Raw genomic sequence first — 18,060 nt, 5'->3', positions numbered from 1 at the left:
ACGACCGATACCCTCGCAGACGTGTCGAGCCACACCGCGTCCACCGGGCCGCTGCCCGAGCAGGTGCTGCTGCTGTGTTGGCGCGACAGCGACCACCCCCAGGGCGGCGGCAGCGAGCGCTACCTCGAACGCGTCGGGGCGGAGTTCGCGCGACGCGGCGCGCGCGTCACGCTGCGCACCGCCGGATACCCGGGCGCCGCCCGCACCGAGGTCCGCGACGGCATCACCATCTCTCGCGGCGGTGGCCGGTTGTCGGTGTACCCGCGCGCGCTCGGGGCCATGGTCGCGGGTCGTCTCGGTGTCGGGCCGCTGGCCGGGCTCGCACCCGACGTCGTCATCGACACCCAGAACGGCATCCCCTTCTTCGCGGCCGCCGCCACACGCGCGCCGGTCGTCGTGTTGGTCCACCACTGTCACCGTGCGCAGTGGCCGGTGGCCGGTCGGCTGCTCGGGGCGATCGGTTGGCTCATCGAGTCACGCATCTCGCCGCGGGTGCACCGGCGCAGGCAGTACCTCACCGTCTCCGATCCCTCGGCCGGTGATCTGCACTCCCTCGGTGTCGAGCCCGAACGGGTGGCCATCGTGCGGGCCGGAGCAGATCCGGTGCCACACACCACGCCGCTGCCCGTCGACACCGACCGTCATCGCCTCGTGGTGCTGTCACGACTGGTGCCGCACAAGCAGATCGAGGACGCCCTCGAGGTGGTCGCGCACCTACGCGCCCGTGACGTCGCGGTGCACCTCGACGTCGTCGGCGACGGCTGGTGGGGAGATCGCCTGCGCGAGAAGGCCGGCGAGCTCGACATCGTCGACCACGTCACCTTCCACGGGCACGTCGACGAGGCGACCAAACACCAACTGCTGGCCCGCGCCGAGATCCATCTCATGCCCTCGCGCACCGAGGGCTGGGGGCTGGCGGTCATCGAGGCGGCCCAGCACGCCGTGCCCACCATCGGCTACCGCACGTCGCGCGGGCTCACCGACTCGGTGATCGACGGCGTCACCGGCCTTCTGGTGGACGGCAGTGCGACCGCGCGTTCAACCGAACTGGCCGGTGCCGCAGCGACATTGCTCGCCGACCCCGAGCAACGCCGCACCCTGGGCGAGGCGGGGCGTCAGCGGGTGTCGGGCTGGACGTGGTCGGCCACCGCCGACGCCGTCGGTGCCGTGCTGTCGGCAGCGGCCTCGGGCAGGTATATCGCCGGTCCGGTGGTGAGCCCGAAGCTGGGGACATCGGCCAGCGAGACCGTCGCCTCGTAGGTCCGCTGGTAGCCGGTGGAGCTGATCCGCCAGCCGTCGTCGGTGCGCCGATATGTGTCGGTGTAGACCGCGGCGCCGAACAGCATGAACTGCGCGCCCGCGGCGATCACCCGGTCCTGCAGGTACCAGTGCCCGGTCGCGGTGTCGCCGCCGGGATCGATGTCGATCTCGGGATGGCCCACGTGGTGTTCGGTGATGATCTCGGCGGTGCCCAGGGAGGTGCGCATGAAGTCGACGAGCCGCTCGCGGGTGTCGAAGGTCAGCGACGCCCCGTACGCGCCGGTCACGTCCTCGGTGAGCGTGGCCTCGAATTCGTCCCAGCGCTTGGTGTCGAGTGTGCGCAGGTAGCGGTACTTCAGCCGGCAGATCGCGGCGACGTCGGCGGCGGTGTCGGTGCTCTCCATGCCCCCCATGAGAACAGCCGCCGGCCCCGTCCCGCGGCCACTCCGCCGAACCCGACCCCACCGAGGATGACCGCGAGCCACACGAGATGCGCCGCCCACGCCAGCACCCGGTCGACGGTCGACGCACGCACGACGACGGGGTCGGCCACGCGATACAGGGTGAGAAGGTCGCCGCGATAGACGACCGGCAGTGTCCTCAGCGTGGCCGAGGGCGTGTGCGGTCCGACCGATTCGACGAGCACCCAGCCGACCCCGAGCCGCGCCAGGTCGGCCGGTGGCCCACCCCGGGCGAGGATCGCCTCGGCGCGGGCGGCCCGCGAGTCGGGAGCGGTGTCGACCGCTCGTCCGTCGATGAACAACTCCCCGGTCGCGAGCACCGGTGCGCGCAGCAGGCGGGCGGTGGGGTCGAGCGACACGACACCGTCGGTGAACGCGTACCGCCGATTCGACCCGGTCGGCAGCACGGCGATGTCGCCGGCATCGGCGGGCACCAGCGCGGCGACCTCGGCGAAGTCGCTCGGCAACGACACCGTGCGCACCTCACCTCCCACGCCGGCGGCGAGGTCGGGCAGCGGCGCGACCACGAGGAGTGCGACGACCGCCGCGGCCAGCCCCCGGGGTACGAGTCGCCCGATCACCTGCACCGCGGCGGCCGCGGCGATCGCGTAGAACGGGACCAGCAGGGCGACGAACTTCGAGGTGTCGCGCAGCAGACCGGCCCCCGGGACGGTGTCGACGAGTCCGCGGAGCACCGCCTGACCGGGCGCGGTGGCCGCGAGCGTGACGGGCACGAGCGCCGCCACCGCGACGGTCGCGGTGACGCCGATCAGCCGGACCCGACGCCACCGGCGCCGCAGGGCGACACATCCGATCGCCACGACGGCCAGCAGACACAGGGTCGCGATCAGGGCCCACATCCCGGTGCGGCTCGCCGGCACCGCGTCGGCGTTCCAGATGCCACCCAGACCGGCGAGCGTCCCGAGAGTTCCCAGCCCGGTCTCGGCGCGCGCGGCGAACGCGGCCACGGCGGCGGTGTCGGAGGTGGCCGGCGCGGTCGACAGTGCTGCGGCCGCCGTCCACGGCAGGCTGGTCACGATCGCGACCACCGCGACCCCGGCCACCGCACGGCGCCGTGCGGCCACGACGGCGAGGGTGACGACGACGGCGAGTACCCAGCCCGTCGGGGTGATGCCCGCGACGGCGACCCACGCCGCGAGACGCGCCCACGTCCTGCGGTCAGGGCGGCGACGGCAGTCCTCGGCCGCCAGGACCACCCATCCGAGCGCGGCGTAGCCCAGCAGCAGACTCCACTGACCCTGCAGAAGGCGTTCGGCGACAAAGGGATTCCAGATCCCGATCGCCGCGCCGGCGAGGAGTCCCGGTGTCCGCGCGGCGGGCACGACCCGTCCGGCGAGCCGCCCGAACCCGACACCGGCGAGGACGAGCGCGGCGAACGTGAGCGTGGTGACGACCACGGAGCCATCCAGCATCCGGCTCGCGACTGCGATCAGCCAGTCCTGCGGAACCGCTCGCGCGGGTGCGTCACCGAGCCCGAGTGCGGTGTCGGTGACGAAGCTCCGCGGTGTCGAGACCGCATCGCGGTAGAGCAGGTCGCCTCCCGCGAACAGGGGACCGACGACGGCCGCCGCCAGGGCTGCACTCGTGAGCCACAGCGTCGCCCGAGCTCCGCCGCGGTTCATGGGTCACGACACTAGTGACCGCCGGTCGCGCACTGCACCGCAGCCACGGTGGCCGCGTCGCCGCGCACCAGGCCGAGCAACAACGTCTGCTGGGCGTAGTTCGACTTCTCGTAGTCGGCGCGCGACAACCCGCGCACCAGCAGCGTGGCGGTCGAGATCCGGCCGGCAGGGGTACGGAACTCGAAGTTCTCGGTGAGCACCGAGTTGTCCGGCGCCAGGAGACTCCCACCCTTGAAGCCGAGCACCGAGCCGTCCGGCCCGGGACCCTGGTACTCGAGAATCGACCGTGCCAGGGGCGCGCCGGGCCCGAACGACCCGTCGGCGATGGCGCCGATGAGCCGGTTGAGTCCCCGGGCGGGCTGCGAGTACGAACGGTCGACCTGGGCGCTGGTCGTGAGGGCGGTGAGACGCGGCGCCGCGGCGAACACGGCTGCGCGATAGCGGGCGTCGTCGTGGTACCTGCGCGCGGCCGCCTGCTGGCGTGCCTGCGTCGTCAGCGTCGGGTCGATCAGTCCGAGGTAGAGCGCTGCATTCAGCGGCGGGAGTCCCCTCAGCCCGTACTGCCGCATGACCGCGTCGAAACCGGCGTCACCGAGGACCGCGCGCAGGGTGTCGGGAGCCGCGGAGTCTGAGAAGCGGATCATCACGTCGGCGAGCTGGGCCAGGCTCACCCGCAGCGACGCCGGGCGCGCCGAACCGGGGGCCCCGGTCAGCGGTGGGAGCTTGAGGTACTCCAGTGCCTGCACGTGGGCGCCGCCGTCGATCGGCAGGTACCAGCGTTCCCACTCGTTCACGCTGACGGTCTGCGTCGGGGTGATCCGGCCCGATGCGACGGCGCGCGCGTAGACGGCGAGGTTGATGAGCTTGGAGGCCGACGCCGTCGGGTAGGCGCGATCGGCGTTGTGCGACACGGTGACGCGGCGACCGTCGGTGACGACGAGTCCGTAGTCCTTCGGGTGCGCGGCGAGGTAGCCGACCCAGCCTCGGGCGGTCGAGGTGTCGGCGGCCGGCGGAGGGGGACACGGCGCGGCCGAGGCGGGGCCGGTGCTCGTGGGCACGACGAGCGCGGCGACGGTCACGAACAGGCCGGCGAGGAACGATGCGGCACGACGAGGCATGGCCAGATCGTAAACGATGCGAACGATCCGGGTGTCGTGTGTCGACTGACAGACTCGACCGGTGACGACAGGGTCGATGGCGCGCTCGGTGGGCCTGGTGGCCGTGGGCAGCATGGTCGCCAACGTCTGCGCCTACTTCGTGCACCTGCCCGCCAGCGCCTGGCTGTCGACCGATGCCTACGGCGAGTTCGCGGTGCTGCTGCAGGCGACCCTGGTGCTCGGAGTCCCGGCACTGGCGGTGCAGGCCGTGACCGCGCGCGAGGTGGTCGCGGGGCGATCGATCGCGTCGCTTGTTCGCCTCGGCGGGATCACCGCCGGTGCGGTCGCGGTGATCGCCGCGATCGCGGTGTGGCCGTTCACCGTCTTCGCCCACACGGGCCCCGTGGCCACCGCGGCGTCGTTCACGGTGGCGCCGCTTCTGGTGCTCATCTCCGTCGGGCAGGGCATCATCCAGGGCCGCACCGAGTTCCGTCGACTCGCCTGGGTGATCGGGACGGTCGGGGTGGCCCGGACGGTGCCACCGTTCGTGGCGCTGGCGTTCGGTGGTGGTCCGGCGTCGGCACTGGTCGCGACGATGGTCGGTGCGGTGGCCGCCGCGGTGCTCGTCGCGTGGCAGGCCCGCCTCGTCGCGCCCGCGTCGGGGTCCTTGCCGTTGCCGCGGTTGTCGCCCGCGAGTGTTCTCCAGGCGTCGCAGGTGCAGTTGGTGTTGATCTCGGCGACGTCGGTGGATCTGCTGCTGGCGCGGGCGGTGCTGGGCGAGAGCGATTCCGGGGTCTATGCGCTCGGGACGGTGGCGAGCAAGGTCGCGTTCTGGCTACCCCAGGCGGTGGGTCTCGTCGTCTTCCCGCGTCTCGCCGACGCCCAGCGCTCGGCGGCGACACTCCGGACGGCGATCATGGTCCTGGTGGGATTGTCGGCGGCGACCACGCTCGCGTCGGTGGCAGGCGGGCCACTGGTGCCGATCGTGATCGGGGAGGACTATCGGCCCGTCGCCGGTCTGCTGTGGCTGTTCGCGATCACCGGCGGCGCACTGGCCGTGCTGCAGGTCGCGCTGCTCGCGGCCATCGCGCGGCACCGCACCCGGATCGCCGCGGTGCCCTGGGTGGTGCTCGCGGTCGAGGTCGTCCTCATCCTCACCTGCGCGACATCGGTCGCCGGACTCGCGCTCGTCGCGGCGGGATCTGCGGTCGTCGCCGCGACGCTCACGGTGGTCGCCGTGATGCGATCCGGCGCGGCAACGCACGCATCGCCGTCCGACTAGGGACGCAGGACCGGGGGGTGTGTCCCCCCGACGACCTCGAAGTCGCCCGGTGCCACGGTCCGGCGGCACGCGGCGCACACGGTCTCCGGGTGCAGTTCCGCACCGCAGCTGTGGCGGAAGACGGCCTTCGGCGCGTCGTCGCCGACATGGCGTTCGCCCCATTCCTTGAGCATCAACATGACCGGCACGAGATCCTCGCCCGCGGGGGTCAGGTGGTAGTCGAAACGTGGCGGGTGATCGGAGTACCGGGTCCGCACGACGACGCCGCTCTCCTCGAGCTTCCGTAATCGACCGGCGAGCAGGGTGCGTGGTGCACCGGTCAGGGAGACGAGCTCGGAGAACCGGTGATAGCCGTAGGCGAGCTCGCGCAGCAGCGGGAGCGAATGACGTTCCCCGATGACCGCCAGGGCGTCACTCATCGAACATTCTCGCGGACCGGGTACGGATTCTGGACTCACCCGTGTAGCGTACTACCCACTGAGTCCACTTTATGGACTCACTGATGAAGGGCCTGCCATGTCGATCTCCGAGGAACTCATGACCCGGAACACGCTCTTTGCCGCGCAACGGTTCTCGCCCGGTCTGCGCATGATGCCCGCGCTCAGGACGATCGTGATCGGTTGTGTGGATCCCCGTGTCGATCCGGAGTTGCTGCTCGGCGCGCAGGTGGGCGAGGTGGCCGTGATCCGGAACGTGGGTGGTCGGGTGACACCCGGTGTGCTCGACGAGCTCGCGATGCTCCGGTCGGTGACGCAGGCGGCGGGTGGCGATCTCGGCGCAGGGTGGGAGGTGATCGTGCTGCAGCACACCGATTGCGGCATCACCCGACTCGCGGGCGACGACGCGACGCTGGCGGGCTTCCTCGGGGTGCGCACCGACGAGGTCGGGACGAAGTCGGTCGGCGATCCGCGGGCCGCGGTCGCACACGACGTCGGCATCCTGGACGGCGAGACCCGTCTCGGCGCAGGCCTGCGTGTCTCCGGGATGGTCTACGACGTGACGACGGGACTCGTCGACGCGGTCAGGCCGTGACCGCGGCGAGCATCGACAGCTTCTGGTGGCTCTCACTGCCGGGGGTGGCGGTGTAGACCAGGAGCAACAGCCCCTGGTCGGGTTCGGTGAGCGTCTGGCAGTTCACCTCGATCGTCCCCAGCTCCGGGTGCACGATCCGCTTCGTCGACACCTCCAGCGCCACATCGACATCGTGCTGCGACCACAGTGCGACGAACTCCGGTGACACCTCGGCGAGTGTCCGACTCACCTCTGCGGCGCGGGATCTCGGCCCCTCGAGGGTGACCGCACGTCGCAGACGCGCGGTGTGCGCCCGCGCGTGGTGGTCGTGATCGGCCTCGGGGACGCGTGCCCGCTGGCGGGGGTCGGTGAACCAGCGGTACACGACGCTGCGGTGCACCCCGGTGTACTCGGTCTCGTCGCCGAGGAGGGCGACGGCCGGGCGGGTCTGGATGAGGGTCTCGCCGGCTCCGTTGACGACCATCGCGGGGGTGTCGCCGAGTCGGTCGACGATGCGCAACAGTCCCGGCGGCACGTGGTCGCTCCGTGTGATCCGCTGCGGCGCATGGTGGCCCGCGAGAACGAAGAGGTGGTCGCGTTCGGCCAGCGACAGGTGCAGCGCCCGGGCGAGCGCGGAGAGCATCTGGTCCGACGGCTGCGGGCCGCGCTTCTGTTCCAGTCGCGACAGATAGTCGGTCGACATGCCGGCGAGCATCGCGACCTCCTCGCGCCGCAGGCCCGGGGTGCGGCGTCGTTGCCCGCGCGGCAACCCCACGTCCTCGGGCGCCAACGCCTCCCGGCGACGCGTGAGGAATTCGGCGAGCCCGGCGCGATCGGTGTCCACCCGACCATCATGGGCGACGCCGCGCGCCGCATCCAGGGAGCGCCGATCCCCCGATGAACGGTGCCTTCCTGCCCGTGTCGGTCCGGTGTCGACTGGTGTCACCGGGCCACACGGCCACCGCACACGAGAAACGAGATCCTCATGCAGATCAGCGGCAACACCATCTTCCTTCCCGGCGCCACCTCGGGGATCGGCGAGGCCCTCGCGGTCGCCCTGCACGACGCCGGCAACACCGTGGTGATCGCCGGGCGCCGCCAGGAACGCCTCGACGACATCGCCGCCCGCCACCCGGGCATCGAGACCGCGCGCCTCGACGTCGCCGACCCGGCGTCGATCGACGCCGTCGCCACCGATGTGCTCGCCCGCTTCCCGGCGCTCAACGTCCTCATCACGATGGCCGGTGTCGCCGGCTCCGAGGACCTCACCTCGGCCGACTTCGTCGACACCGCCGAACGCATCATCACCACCAACGTCCTCGGGACGATCCGTCTCGTCGGCGCGTTCACCGAGCACCTCGCGACGGTGCCCGATGCGACCGTGGTGACCGTCTCGTCCGGTCTGGCGTTCACGCCGATGCCGGTGACGCCCACCTACTCGGCCACGAAGTCGTTCGTCCACGCCTTCACCGATTCGCTCCGGATCCAGCTGCGCGACAGCGGTGTCCGGGTACGCGAGCTCGTCCCGCCGGCGGTCCAGACCGACATCTTCGACGGGCAGGCCGACGCCGAGTGGGCGATGCCGCTCGCCGATTTCGTCACCGAGGTGATGGATCTGCTCGCCGGCGACGACGACGAGATCGTGGTCCGCAACGCCCGCGCTCTGCGGAACTCGGAGGTCGACGGGACGCGCGGGGAGCTCATGGAGCAGCTGGCGCATCTCATCGGCTGACGACTCTGGTGGGGGCATGGGGTGAGGCCTACCGTGGAGGCATGAGCATCCGCCTCGGTTACCAGATCCCCAACTTCACCTACCCCGGGACGCCGGCCGACATCGTGCCGACCGTGCTCGCCCAGGCCCGCGAGGCCGAGGCCAGTGGCTTCGACGCCGTACTGGTGATGGACCACTTCTACCAACTCCCCGGGCTGGGTGAGCCGTCGGAACCGATGCTCGAGGCGTACACGCTGCTCGCGGCGATCGCCGGGGCGACCGAGTCGATCCAGTTGTCGACGCTGGTCACCGGCAACACCTACCGCAACCCGGCGATGCTCGCGAAGACGGTCACCACCCTCGACCTGGTGAGTGCGGGTCGCGCGGTCCTGGCGATCGGCGCGGGGTGGTTCGAGCTCGAGCACCAGCAGATGGGCTACGAGTTCGGCACCTTCACCGATCGGTTCGAGCGTCTCGACGAGGCCCTGCAGATCATCGAACCGATGTTGCGCGGCGGTCATCCCGAACTCGACGGCAGGTGGTACCAGGCTCATTCGACCCTCAACGAGCCGCGGGTGCGCGACACGCTGCCGATCATGCTGGGTGGTGGCGGCGAGAAGAAGACGTTCGGTCTGGCCGCGCGGTACGCCGATCACCTCAACATCATCTGCAACGCGAGCGAGCTGCCCCGCAAGCTCGACGCCCTCGCCGCGCGGTGCGAGGAGGCCGGTCGTGACCGCGGCAGCATCGAGACGAGCTTCCTCGCCTTCGTGATGGTCGACGCCGACGGCGACAAGGCCCGACAGATGCAGCGGGACTATCTGATCAAGACCGGTGTGAACGTCGACGCACTCGACGCCGACGGGTGGGCGCAGGCCACCGACCGGATGTTCGTCGGCACGCCCGACGACGTCGCCGAGCAGATCCAGCGTCGCGTGCTCGATCCCGGTGTCGACGGCGTGATCATCAATCTCGTTCCCAACGGCCACATCCCGGGAACCGTCGCGATGGCTGCGCAGGCGCTCGCGCCGTTGGTCAGCTGAGTCGACAACGCCCGACCCGCCGGTGAGTCACGACGGATCGGGCGGGTCGAGCGTCCCGTCTCAGGAACCGAAGCAGAACAGTCCCGTGCAGGGCGGGGTGTAGGTGATCGTGACCTCGAATCCACCGGTGTTGTTGGCGAATCCGTCGATGTTGTCGTTCACCGCGAACGACAGCGGGCCCGAGCCGGCCAGGATCTTGGGGCCGGCGCCGACGACGACGGGATCGCCGGTGCCCACCTTGCCGATGAGGGCGATGAACGGCTGACCGTTGAGAACGCACGGCGCGACGCTGTCGGTGCAGTTGAGGTCGCTGAACCCGTCGGGCCCGGCGGTGTCGCTGCGATAGCCGGGGTCGAACGAGGCCTGGCCGGTCGCGGTGACGGACACGGTCGATCCCGCCGCCACGTCCACCCCGCTGGCGGCGAACACGCCGTCGGCTCCTGCCGTCTTCGCGTCCACGAACACGGTCTTCGTGACGGTTGCGGCACTCGCGGTCGCGGGTGCGACGAGCCCGAGAGCGCCGGCTGCGACCGCCGCGGCCGCGACGACAGAACCGAGACGGACGCGTGAGGATGTTCTGATGACTGAGGTCATTTCTTCTCCTGAACCATGTCGCGATACATGACCGTGCGCATCGCAGGGGCTACGCGTCGACGCACACCGGCATTGAACACAGTGAGTGCAACCGAAGTGCACATTATGCTGGTCACAGCCGTTTTCGGCCGGCGCGCAGTCAGGGAGCAGAATCAGGTGGCGGGTCCCCGCCAGGGGTCGTCGTCGCGACGGGTCTCCGCCGATCCCGGCCCGTTCTCGTCGGGTTCGGACCAACCGTGCGGCTCGTCGCCGGTGACGCGCGGGATGTTCTGCGTCGCATCGTCGTCGGTCGCGCCCGCACCGGCCGCGCCGCCACCACGCTTGCGGAGATCCGGGAACGCCGAGGTGGCATCGTCCGAGCCGCCGTAGGTGTCCGAACCGCGGAAGTTCGCGGAGTCGTCGCGTGTGCCGACGGTGCCGGCGTCGGTGTCCTGGGTGGCCACCGGGTAGTACGGGTCCTCACCGCCGGCGGTGGCGGGGGTGCGACGCGGTCCGCGCAGCAACAGCACGATGCCCGCGGCGAGCGCCAGCACACCGAGGATGCCGAACACGATCGGCATCCACCGTCCCCACAGCTTGATCGGTGACGCGAGGTCCTTCGCATCGGCCGCGCGCTGCTCCTGGGTCTTCTGGTCGTAGGCGAAGGTGGCGTCGAGGTTGGTCAGCGAGAAGTTCTTCAGCGCATCGGGTGCGTCGTCGCTGATGCCCGAGATCTTGAAGTACTCCTGCACGCGCTCACGGTCGTTCACGATGGTCCCGGTGGTCGGGTCCACGTAGAGGTCGCGGGTGGTCTTGCGGTAGAGGTCGGCGGGCAGCACCTGCTTGCCGTCGATGCCGGGGAAACCGCCGTACCAGGACGCGCTCTGGGTGAGCTGCGTGCCCTGCGGGACACCGCCGTTGGCGTCCTTCAGCGACGCGAGGTTCGCCTCGGGCACCTCCTGCGAGAAGTGGTCGACCGACACGCCGTTGATCTCGGTCGAGTCGACGTACTTCAGCGGGCTGGTGGTGCGGCTCGCGAGATCGAAGTAGATGTAGTTCTTGCCCTTGTCGGTGTCGAAGGGGAAGCGGTACTGCAGTCCGCGGCGATCGGGGATGGTGACCGTCTTGTCCGACGAGTCGAGCTGCACCTCGGAGCTGCCGCCCCCGCTCAGGGCCGGTGCGCCGGTGGTGCGGTTGGTGGTCACACGGTCCTTGGTCGCGCTCAGCAGCGCACCGAGGCAGCCGCCGCCGCTCGTCGAATCCGAACTGGGCGTCACGGTCTCACCCGAGATCTGCACCTGGTTGATGCGCACCGAGGTGCCGGCCTGGAAGGTGACGCGGTCACTGTTCGCCGGCTTGACGACCACCACGCGCTGCTGGCGGGTCAGGTTCGCCGGCGACACCTCCGGCTTCGACGACGTGAGCGAGCACCGGTTGAGGATCTGCGCGGGCAACGCCTGGCTCCCCGAGGAGCCGTCCGTGCGCTGCGAGGTCGACACGGTCGTGTAATCGGTGTCCATCGGGGTCTTCTGGAACTGACCCACCAGGTACAGCGGCATCGCGATGGCGGCGACCACGAACAGCGCCCCGATGAAGATGAGGACGGGCCCCACCAGCTCTCGGACCGACATACGGCTTGACGCCATGGCGAAGACTCCTTCGGAGAACGATGTGTCCGGCCGGTGGTCGCCACGTCGTCCCGCAGAGCCGACGTGAGCGGTCCCACCCTGCGAGCGAGACTAACAGTCGGCCCCGCAGCCTCACGGGATCGAAGGCCGGGCGCGGACAGCGCGGTACTTTCGAGTCCATGCGCGCCACGTCCGGACACGTCCCCGCGCTCGACGGGATGCGTGCGCTGGCGGCGCTCGGTGTCCTCACCACGCACGTGGCGTTCCAGACCCGCTGGTTCGACTCCTCGGTCGTCGGATCGGTGCTCGGCCGTCTCGACCTGGCCGTGGCGGTGTTCTTCGCGCTCTCGGGTTTCCTGCTGTGGCGCCCGCATGCCGCCGCGGCCCGGGGTCTGCGGGAGGCGCCCTCGGCGATCCGCTATCTCCGGCACCGGGTGGTGCGGATCTGGCCGGCGTATCTCGTGGTCGTCGTGGTGGTGCTGTCGCTGCTCCCGGCGGCCCGGGGTGCCGGTGTCACCACGTGGCTGGCCAACCTGTTCGTCGCCCAGATCTATGTCCCCTATTCACTCACCTCGGGACTCACCCAGATGTGGACGCTCGCGGTGGAGGTCAGTTTCTACCTCCTGCTCCCGGTGATCGCCGTGTCCGTCGCGCGGCTGCGCGGTGATCGTGTGCGATGGCGGTCGCCGGTGCTCGTCGCGGCGGCCGTGGTGTGCCTGGCGTGGCCGTGGGTCGCGTCGACGCTGCCCCTCGCCCCGGGCGTCGCGGTCGACAACTGGCTACCCGGCCACCTGGCCTGGTTCGTCGCGGGCATGGTCCTCGCCGAGAGCGTGAGCGACGTGCACGAGACGGGGTCGTGGCCGCGTCGCATCGCGGCCGACCGCCGCATCATGGGTGTGCTCGCCGTGGTGGCGTACGCGCTGGCGTGCACCCCGATCGCCGGCCCGATCGGTCTCGCCGCGGTGTCGAGCGCCGAGTTCGCGACCAAGACGGTGCTCGGCGCCGCGGTCGCGTTCGGTCTGCTGGCACCGATCGTCCTGGGCGACCACCGCCACCGCCTGCTCACCTCGACGGTGATGCAGACGCTCGGGCGCTGGTCGTACGGCATCTTCATCTGGCATCTCGCGGTGCTGGCCGCGGTGTTGGGACTCTTCGGCTTCGCGGCGTACGGCAGCTCGCCGTGGTGGGTGTGGTCGCTGACGGTGATCGTCTCGATCGGGGTGGCCGCGGCGAGCTACGGGCTCGTGGAGGAGCCCGCGCGGCGTCGCCTGCGTGCCTGGGAGAAGGCGCGCACACGCACCGATGCCGACTCCGGCACCGCGACGACAATCACGAGTGCCACCACCGCGGCGAGCGCGGGAGCGGTGACCCACCAGTCGAATCCCGTGTAGGGACCACCCGAACCCCACGGACCGAGTGACAGACCGGCGCACGCCAGGGCGAAGGCCGAGGCGATGGCGACCGGGACCGCACGCGGTCGTCGTCGGCGCAGGGCGAGGACGCCGGCGGCGACCGCCGCACCGATGAGCAGTCCGCCCCAGCCCGAGAGCACCCCGACCGCCGCCACCGCGGCCACGCAGGCGACACCCGGCGCGCGCGGCGGCGGGCCGACCGACAGCGGATCGTGTCGGGCGCCGGGACGTCGTGCGCCGATCGCGGTCAGCACGAACAGCAGCGCGACCGCGAGGAGCCCGAGCAGCAACGCGAGTCGGTAGGGCGCGTCGAGCGGGTAGTCGAGGGTGACGGTGCCGGCGAGTCCTGCGGGCACGATCCAGCCCTGCTGCCAGCCGTTCACGACGATCGGGGTGAGCCTGCGTCCGGCGAGGCTCGCGTGCCACCCGGAGTTCTCCGACTCGGGGACCACCAGCACCCGGTCCCGGTCCGAGGCACCCACCGTCGCGGTCCGGTGATCGGCCGACCACGTCCCGGTCGCCACCGGCTCGAGGCGGTCGGACGCCGTGGCGGCGGTGCCCGCCTGTGTTGCCGAGGCGGCGGCGTTGCCCGCCTGTGTTGCCGTGGCGGCGGCGGTGAGGGTCACCGAGTCGACGGTGAACGCGCCCGACGGGTTCACCGACAGCGGTTGTGCGCCGGCGCGCAGCGACAACGGCGCGTCGGATCCGCACACCGTCGCCGCGACGGGTGAGCCCGCGACCAGCTGGCGCGCCGTGGTCGTCACCGACAGCGGCACGGTCGTCGCCCCCAGCGACATCGTCAGGCCGGCGTCGCACCCGATGCGCACCAATCGGTCCGGTGACGCGACCGGCATCGGCCCGCTGTCGGGACCGAGACCGATCTCGGCGATGCCGACCGGCGCGGTCGCGGCGAAGCCCAGGCTGTTGACGTCGACGAGGTCGGTGGCCGCGAGCACGGTGACGGTGATCGTCGAGGTGCGTGCAGCCGACAGGCGGATCCGCCCGTCGGCGGGCACCGTCCGCACCTGCCGGCCGCTGCCGAGGTCGATCGCGACGCGGCGTGGCGCCGCGGGGTAGAGGCCGCGGGGGCGGGTGATGGTCACCGAGTCGACCATTCGCGGTGCGGGCAGCGTGATCCGCACCGACGCCGGGGGTGCACCGGGACGGGTGGAGGCATCGGGCGCGATCCAGGTGGTCCCGGGGTCCCCGTCGATCACGGCCGCGGCCGAGGCGCGTTGATCGGGCACCGACGACGTGCCCGTCGCGGTCGCCGCGTCGGTCGGCGCGAGGAAGGTGTTCAACGGCGTCCCGGGCCGGCCGCGCACCCAGATCCGCGGTGTCACGCGGGTGTCGGCCGGCACCGACAACACCCGCGAGAACAGTCCCGGTTCCTCGGGGGAGAGCGCGAGCGCCGACGAGCAGCGGGTGATGTCGGGGCCGGGTGCGCAGGCGGTGCGCCCGGGCAGGTCCTGGCCCAGGTCCCACTGCGCGACAGAGCGCCCCGCGGGTTGCGTGGGGAGCACGGTGCGGTGGGTGATGGTCAGCGGCGCACCGGTCCGGGTGTCGGTGAGCGCCAGTTCGGCGATGGCGAACTGGCTTCCCGCGGTGCCGTTCTCGGTGCTGATCGCGCGGACCTGCAACGACCGTGTGGGGCCGCTCGGGGCCACGACGGTCACCGGCTGCCCGGGTGAGATGCCCTGGGCCACCGAGGTGCCGCTGTCGGTGGTGATCAGCAGACCGGTCACGGCCGGACCGAGCGCCTGACCGGGGGTGACCGTCACCGACAGGTTCGAGTGCGGTCGGGTGAAGTCGACTTCGAGCCACTGCCCGACGGCGGCGTCGAGGCCGCGACTCACCCATGAGGTGTTGGCGTCGGTGTCGAAGGCGGCGGCGGGTGAGTTCGCCGGCGAGGTCTGTCCGAGTTGCGTTGCGTCGGAGGCAGATCCCGACGCCGTCACCGACACCGCGTTCGGCCGGCCGTCGAGCAGCCACTGTCCGCGGACCAGGCCCGCCCCGTCGACGGGGTAGTCGGGTGCGGCGTTCTGCGTACGTCGGGGATCGCCGGGCGCGCGGATGGCCGAGCTGTGGTCGTCGACCCGACCGAAGTCGACCTCGCGGTCGGCGGGGGTGTCGGTGACGACCGCACCCGAACTGCCGGTGTCGTCCACCCCCGCGCGGCGCGCGTCGGCGTCGAGGAGCGTGGGACCCAGGGCGGGGGCGCCGGTGCGTGCGGCGTGTTCCTGTAGGCGAGCGAGTGATTCCGGGCCACCGACCACCCGCGGCATCGCGGCCAGGTCGACCAGTCCCGTTGCGGTGCCGTCGAATCCGACGGCCGAGGAGACCCGGTAGATCTCGATGGCCCGCATCGGGGGGATCAGCCCGTCGTCGCCGACGACGCCCTTCACCCGGCCGGGCCCGATGAGCGGCCCGAACTCGGCGACCTTCGACAACCCGGGGGAGGCGGTGAGCGCCGCACGCGCCACGATCGGTCGGGCCGACCGCGACCGGATGGGTGCGAGGTCCGCGCGCAACACCACGTATCCGATTCCCTGCTGCGCCAACGTCGCCGCGAGCCCGGGCGACCCACGGCCCGAGGCGATCTGTCGTTGCACGGAGTCCATCGCGCGGATCGCACCGGGTGGCACCAGCGGGATGGCGTCCCGCACCGCCCAGGGTGTGGTCGCGAGCGGCTGCAGCGGTTCGTCGCGCGTGAGACCCCACGTCTGCACCGCGAACGGCGCCCCGGGCACCACCAGTGCCCGGGTGGGGTGGGCGGAGTCCGCGGGATGGGCGGCGTCGCCGGAGTGGTGTCGCAGCCACGCCGCGGTCTGCGGCCAATAGTCCGGCGTCGACCGCACCGTGCCCGAGGGCGCCAACTGCCCGGTCACCACCAACGACCCGGCGCCGAACAGCACGACCGCCAGCACCATCGTCGCCGCGACGGGTCGCGATCGTTCGGGGTGGGCGAACGCCGTCGCAGTCGTGTGCCATCGCACCGCGCCGGGCAGCGGCACCCGCGCCAGCAGATGGGCGATGCCCAGCACGATCGGGATGCGGATCAGCGGGTCGAACTTGTGGATGTTGCGCAGTGGCGCACCGGCGCCGTCGAGGAACGCGCGGACCTGGTCGGCGACAGGCGAACCCAGGCCCCCACCGCTCGTGCCGGCCGACCAGCCGCAGCCCATGATGACCAGACCCACGACCGCGAGGGTGACGAGTCGTCCGCGGGCGGGCATCGACCGCATCGCCAACCCGGCCAGCCCGGCGGCCGCGACCGATCCGGTGGCGAGCACGGCGACCGGCGACGACACCAGCAGCGACCCGGCCACCCTGTCGGGCGAGACGAACGGTGTCCACGAACTGGTGCCGCGCAGCACCTCGGTCAGCGAGGTCCATCGTGTGGTCACCCGCGACGACTCGATGAAGTCCAGGAACGGGGGACTGACCCGCGACAGGATGAGCAGCGGCACCACCCACCACGCGCACGCCAGCGCGACACCGAGTGTCCACCACCCGGTGAACCGGGTCCACCGGGCGGCCCCCTCGCGTCCGGTGGGGACGTGGAGCGCCCACCACAGCACCGCTGCGGCACACGCGGCGGCGGTGGCCACGGCGTTCACCGCGCCCATCAGCGCGACCGCGCAGGCCGAACGGAACGCGAGCTGCCGCAACGACGAGCGGTGCTCGGAGCGGTCGAGGGCGATCACCACCGGGATCAGCACCCACGGCGCGAGCATCATCGGCAGCGTCTCCGACGAGATCGACCCGATGGTGGTGAGCACGCGTGGGCTCACGACGAACGCGGTCGCGGCGAACAGGCGCGAGCCGCGGCTGCCGACGCCGAGCGCCTCGGCGAGCCGGACGATGCCGATGAAGCCCACCGTCAGCAGCAGCGCCCACCACAGTCGCTGCGTGACCCAGCCGGGCAGGCCGATGACGTCACCGAGGACGAAGAACGCCCCGTGCGGGAAGAAGTAACCGTAGGCCTGATTCTGCACCTGGCCCATCGGCGCCACCGACGACCACAGGTGGGTGGCGCGGGAGAGGAAGCCGAGCGGATCGGCGGTGAGGTCGAGTTTGGTGTCGGCCGACACCGCGCCGGGCGACTGGACGAACGAGGCGATCAGCGCCACCAGCGCGACGACCGCGACCCCTCGGCGTGAGAGCCGATCGGCCACCATGAGTGGCCTCAGGTCAGTTGGAGACGCCGGCGTTGTCGCGCGTTCCGTAGTCGACCGAGCCCTTCACGAAACCGTTGTCGGCGTTGAAGCTGTTCACCGACGTCGACGGGGTGTCGTCGGAGGCGAGGTAGCCCCCGAGGAAGACCACCGCGATGGCGACGATCACGCCCATGATCCCGGCCACGGCTCCGGCGATGAGACGGTTGTCGGTCATGCCGGTCAAGCTACCATTCGTGGCTCATGTCACCGGTGTGCCCGGCCCGGTGCACCGGGCGGGCACCACGAGGACGGGCCGACTGCAGTGTTTGAGCACCTGTTCGGCCACGCTGCTGCGCATGAGGGCGCGCAGGCCGGTCGCGCCGCGGGTGCCGGTCACCAGGACGTCGGCGTCGATCTCGTCGGCGACGTCGATCAGCGCGCCCCAGACCGTCCCGGTCACCTCCACGAGGTGCCCGCGGGATCGCAGCCCGCACGAGGCCGCGCGCTCGACGCCGCGATCGTTGAGGGTGCCCGCCTCGATCCGGAGGAGTTGGTCGGTCTCGCTGTCGAGCGCGGTGCCGAACACCGGCTGCATCCCCGACATGCTCGACATCCGCGCGGTCTGGTGCAGCGCGGTCTCCCAGGCGGTGACGACGACCGCGCCGCGGCCCGCCCAGATCCGCCCCGCCCAGTCGATCGCGCGATCGGCGTTGTCGCTGCCGTCGTAGGCGATCATGATCAGGTCGTCGGTTGCGGTCATCGGATATCCCTTCGTCTGA

Annotated in this window: 14 protein-coding genes and 2 pseudogenes; 6 read left to right on the top strand and 10 right to left on the bottom strand. The window is 71.4% G+C overall.

What is annotated here, in order from left to right; all coding sequences use genetic code 11:
• The first annotated feature begins 21 nt into the window (after window positions 1-21).
• Window positions 22-1,260 carry a glycosyltransferase family 4 protein gene (locus OG579_RS10825; RefSeq protein ID WP_328855940.1) on the top strand — a complete coding sequence of 413 codons (1,239 nt, stop codon included), beginning with the start codon at window positions 22-24 and terminating at the stop codon, window positions 1,258-1,260.
• On the opposite strand, the pseudogene OG579_RS10820 reads toward OG579_RS10825, so the two are convergent.
• The 3 genes and pseudogenes from OG579_RS10820 to OG579_RS10810 form a co-directional block, all read right to left on the bottom strand.
• Window positions 1,197-1,664 (bottom strand): annotated as a pseudogene (locus OG579_RS10820) (nuclear transport factor 2 family protein); the annotation flags it as partial. The gene OG579_RS10825 and the pseudogene OG579_RS10820 overlap by 64 nt on opposite strands.
• Window positions 1,616-3,364: a hypothetical protein gene (locus OG579_RS10815; protein ID WP_328855939.1), complete on the bottom strand. Its 1,749-nt coding sequence runs from the start codon at window positions 3,362-3,364 to the stop codon at window positions 1,616-1,618. The gene OG579_RS10815 and the pseudogene OG579_RS10820, both read right to left, overlap by 49 nt.
• A gap of 11 nt (window positions 3,365-3,375) precedes the next feature.
• Window positions 3,376-4,482, bottom strand: coding sequence for a serine hydrolase (locus OG579_RS10810; protein ID WP_328855938.1), 1,107 nt, complete (start codon window positions 4,480-4,482; stop codon window positions 3,376-3,378).
• A 61-nt stretch (window positions 4,483-4,543) separates the two neighbouring features.
• On the opposite strand from OG579_RS10810, the gene OG579_RS10805 reads away from it, so the two are divergent.
• Window positions 4,544-5,743, top strand: a complete 1,200-nt coding sequence (locus tag OG579_RS10805; protein WP_328855937.1) for a polysaccharide biosynthesis protein — start codon at window positions 4,544-4,546, stop codon at window positions 5,741-5,743.
• On the opposite strand, the gene OG579_RS10800 is transcribed toward OG579_RS10805, so the two are convergent.
• A complete protein-coding gene (locus OG579_RS10800) occupies window positions 5,740-6,162 on the bottom strand; it encodes a winged helix-turn-helix transcriptional regulator (RefSeq protein WP_328855936.1) in 423 nt (140 codons plus the stop codon). The genes OG579_RS10805 and OG579_RS10800 overlap by 4 nt on opposite strands.
• 97 nt (window positions 6,163-6,259) lie before the next feature.
• On the opposite strand from OG579_RS10800, the gene OG579_RS10795 reads away from it, so the two are divergent.
• Entirely contained in the window at window positions 6,260-6,775 is a 516-nt protein-coding gene (locus tag OG579_RS10795) for a carbonic anhydrase (protein WP_328855935.1), read from the top strand.
• Here the strand turns inward: OG579_RS10795 and OG579_RS10790 are convergent.
• Window positions 6,765-7,598: a helix-turn-helix transcriptional regulator gene (locus OG579_RS10790; protein ID WP_328855934.1), complete on the bottom strand. Its 834-nt coding sequence runs from the start codon at window positions 7,596-7,598 to the stop codon at window positions 6,765-6,767. The two genes, OG579_RS10795 and OG579_RS10790, sit on opposite strands and share 11 nt — an antisense overlap.
• Before the next feature lie 141 nt (window positions 7,599-7,739).
• On the opposite strand from OG579_RS10790, the gene OG579_RS10785 reads away from it, so the two are divergent.
• The gene (locus tag OG579_RS10785) at window positions 7,740-8,486 is read left to right on the top strand and encodes an SDR family oxidoreductase (protein WP_328855933.1); all 747 of its coding nucleotides are present in this window, start codon (window positions 7,740-7,742) and stop codon (window positions 8,484-8,486) included.
• 41 nt (window positions 8,487-8,527) lie between these two features.
• Window positions 8,528-9,508 (top strand): LLM class F420-dependent oxidoreductase, encoded by a 981-nt coding sequence (locus OG579_RS10780; RefSeq protein WP_328855932.1) that lies wholly within the window; start codon window positions 8,528-8,530, stop codon window positions 9,506-9,508.
• A gap of 60 nt (window positions 9,509-9,568) precedes the next feature.
• On the opposite strand, the gene OG579_RS10775 is transcribed toward OG579_RS10780, so the two are convergent.
• The gene (locus OG579_RS10775) at window positions 9,569-10,102 is read right to left on the bottom strand and encodes a hypothetical protein (RefSeq protein WP_328855931.1); all 534 of its coding nucleotides are present in this window, start codon (window positions 10,100-10,102) and stop codon (window positions 9,569-9,571) included.
• A gap of 152 nt (window positions 10,103-10,254) precedes the next feature.
• Window positions 10,255-11,727: a DUF3068 domain-containing protein gene (locus tag OG579_RS10770; protein WP_328855930.1), complete on the bottom strand. Its 1,473-nt coding sequence runs from the start codon at window positions 11,725-11,727 to the stop codon at window positions 10,255-10,257.
• 23 nt (window positions 11,728-11,750) lie between these two features.
• Here OG579_RS10770 and OG579_RS10765 point away from each other — a divergent pair.
• Window positions 11,751-12,929 (top strand): annotated as a pseudogene (locus OG579_RS10765) (acyltransferase family protein); the annotation flags it as partial.
• 14 nt (window positions 12,930-12,943) lie between these two features.
• On the opposite strand, the gene OG579_RS10760 reads toward OG579_RS10765, so the two are convergent.
• The 3 genes from OG579_RS10760 to OG579_RS10750 are packed head-to-tail and all read right to left on the bottom strand — an operon-like array spanning window position 12,944 to window position 18,041.
• Window positions 12,944-17,302, bottom strand: coding sequence for an alpha-(1->3)-arabinofuranosyltransferase domain-containing protein (locus OG579_RS10760; protein WP_328855929.1), 4,359 nt, complete (start codon window positions 17,300-17,302; stop codon window positions 12,944-12,946).
• A 13-nt stretch (window positions 17,303-17,315) separates the two neighbouring features.
• Window positions 17,316-17,516: a DUF2613 domain-containing protein gene (locus OG579_RS10755; RefSeq protein ID WP_045821299.1), complete on the bottom strand. Its 201-nt coding sequence runs from the start codon at window positions 17,514-17,516 to the stop codon at window positions 17,316-17,318.
• A 24-nt stretch (window positions 17,517-17,540) separates the two neighbouring features.
• Window positions 17,541-18,041, bottom strand: coding sequence for a universal stress protein (locus OG579_RS10750; protein ID WP_045821300.1), 501 nt, complete (start codon window positions 18,039-18,041; stop codon window positions 17,541-17,543).
• Window positions 18,042-18,060 lie beyond the last annotated feature (19 nt).

Source organism: Williamsia herbipolensis (assembly GCF_036153515.1).
Taxonomy (GTDB): domain Bacteria; phylum Actinomycetota; class Actinomycetes; order Mycobacteriales; family Mycobacteriaceae; genus Williamsia_A; species Williamsia_A herbipolensis.
This window is presented reverse-complemented; position numbering and strand designations above follow the sequence as displayed.

Bases quoted from the DNA above. Each gene is read 5' to 3' on its own strand.
- OG579_RS10800 (WP_328855936.1), bottom strand. From the start codon at position 6,162: ATGAGTGACGCCCTGGCGGTCATCGGGGAACGTCATTCGCTCCCGCTG.
- OG579_RS10770 (WP_328855930.1), bottom strand. From the start codon at position 11,727: ATGGCGTCAAGCCGTATGTCGGTCCGAGAGCTGGTGGGGCCCGTCCTC.
- OG579_RS10780 (WP_328855932.1), top strand. From the start codon at position 8,528: ATGAGCATCCGCCTCGGTTACCAGATCCCCAACTTCACCTACCCCGGG.
- OG579_RS10775 (WP_328855931.1), bottom strand. From the start codon at position 10,102: ATGACCTCAGTCATCAGAACATCCTCACGCGTCCGTCTCGGTTCTGTC.
- OG579_RS10760 (WP_328855929.1), bottom strand. From the start codon at position 17,302: ATGGTGGCCGATCGGCTCTCACGCCGAGGGGTCGCGGTCGTCGCGCTG.
- OG579_RS10755 (WP_045821299.1), bottom strand. From the start codon at position 17,516: ATGACCGACAACCGTCTCATCGCCGGAGCCGTGGCCGGGATCATGGGC.
- OG579_RS10750 (WP_045821300.1), bottom strand. From the start codon at position 18,041: ATGACCGCAACCGACGACCTGATCATGATCGCCTACGACGGCAGCGAC.
- OG579_RS10810 (WP_328855938.1), bottom strand. From the start codon at position 4,482: ATGCCTCGTCGTGCCGCATCGTTCCTCGCCGGCCTGTTCGTGACCGTC.
- OG579_RS10815 (WP_328855939.1), bottom strand. From the start codon at position 3,364: ATGAACCGCGGCGGAGCTCGGGCGACGCTGTGGCTCACGAGTGCAGCC.
- OG579_RS10785 (WP_328855933.1), top strand. From the start codon at position 7,740: ATGCAGATCAGCGGCAACACCATCTTCCTTCCCGGCGCCACCTCGGGG.
- OG579_RS10795 (WP_328855935.1), top strand. From the start codon at position 6,260: ATGTCGATCTCCGAGGAACTCATGACCCGGAACACGCTCTTTGCCGCG.